The organism is Alteromonas sp. AO-Serp (assembly GCF_017849675.1).
Classification (GTDB): domain Bacteria; phylum Pseudomonadota; class Gammaproteobacteria; order Enterobacterales; family Alteromonadaceae; genus Alteromonas; species Alteromonas macleodii.
Genome location: NZ_JAFLMX010000023.1, coordinates 1 through 1,270, shown reverse-complemented (window position 1 = coordinate 1,270; position 1,270 = coordinate 1). Strand labels below are relative to the sequence as shown.

Annotated in this window: 1 protein-coding gene; it reads left to right on the top strand. The window is 43.3% G+C overall.

Features of this window, described 5'->3' with window-relative positions:
• Positions 1-264: 264 nt before the first annotated feature.
• Positions 265-1,206, top strand: coding sequence for a transporter substrate-binding domain-containing protein (locus QVA83_RS01920; RefSeq protein WP_287498078.1), 942 nt, complete (start codon positions 265-267; stop codon positions 1,204-1,206).
• The last annotated feature ends 64 nt before the right edge of the window (positions 1,207-1,270 follow it).

The following is a 1,270-nucleotide window of genomic DNA, read 5'->3' as shown; positions in this document are numbered from 1 at the left end:
GGCGAACGCCATTACTAAGCACTTCAACCAAGGTCCCTTTGAAGCCCTATGGCGAAAAATGTATTTGCGCAGTTTTCACAAAAAGCAAAAATTGAAACAGGACGAAATAGAGCAGCTCACCTAACGCCATATCGCTTGCATCTTGAAAATTGTGTCTATACTGAACGGTAAACGTAACCTAAATAAGTAGGCCTGCTAAGCTTTACTCAATGTTAAAGGTTAGCAGGTCCAATGGCTTTTCCTTAGCCATTGAGGTAAATAGGCATGATACAAAATCGACGTCGAGTAGGGCTATTTTCAATAGTAGCGGTGATGATAATTTGGCACCTTTTCTGTCAAGAAGCTTTTGGAAGTGTGTTGGACAGTGCGCAAACATCACAGCTCCCCCCTAGCAGTTACGAAGTTAAGATAGTCGAAAGTAGTGAGCTCGACTATGCCTCTCATGCCTATTACTCTGCATTACTTAAATTAGCGCTTAGCAAAACAGAAGACCCTATTAAACCAACATATCTCGTAGAGAGTAGCGGCAATTTGGTGCAAGAACGCGTTCTGCGCCAACTAAACCAAGAAGGGGGAATTGACGTTTTTTGGACAGTGACGTCAAAACTACGTGAACAGCAAGCCATTCCGGTGCGGGTTCCTCTATTGAACGGAATCATGGGCTATCGCGTCTCTTTGATCCGCCAAAGTACTCTACGTGAGTTTAACAATGTTCGTAGCGCGCCTGATCTAAAGCGGTTTGTTGCAGGTCAAGGTCACGACTGGCCCGATTTTCAGATTCTAGAGCACAACGGATTTACTACGTTAGGAACCAGTAATTACGACATTATCATTGAGCTTTTAAAGGCTGGTAGAATTGATTACTTTCCACGTGCGGCTCATGAGGCGGTGGTAGAGGCGAAATCACTAAACGACCCAGACATTATCATAGAGCCTTCAGTTTTATTGTATTACCCGTCTTACATGTTCTTCTTCGTTTCACAATCGAAACCTGAATTAGCGCAGCGCATAGAACGGGGATTAAATATTGCTCGACAAGACGGAAGCTTCGCCGCGTTATTTGAAAAGTACATTAGTTTTAAAGATATTGAAAAAGCGCTGAAGCTTTCAGAGAGAACCGTACTCAAACTTAATAATCCACACCTCTCCGAAGCGACGCTCGAGGCAACAGCATCAGAAGCCCAACAACTTGAGGTTGTACAATAGGTAGCTCGAATAGCACGTTATAAGACTACAGCATTCTTATCAGTGTTACTTCTCATCAAGGAAA

What these genes read in the sequence shown, in the direction of transcription:
- QVA83_RS01920 (WP_287498078.1), top strand. Translation starts at nt 265, where the DNA reads ATGATACAAAATCGACGTCGAGTAGGGCTATTTTCAATAGTAGCGGTG.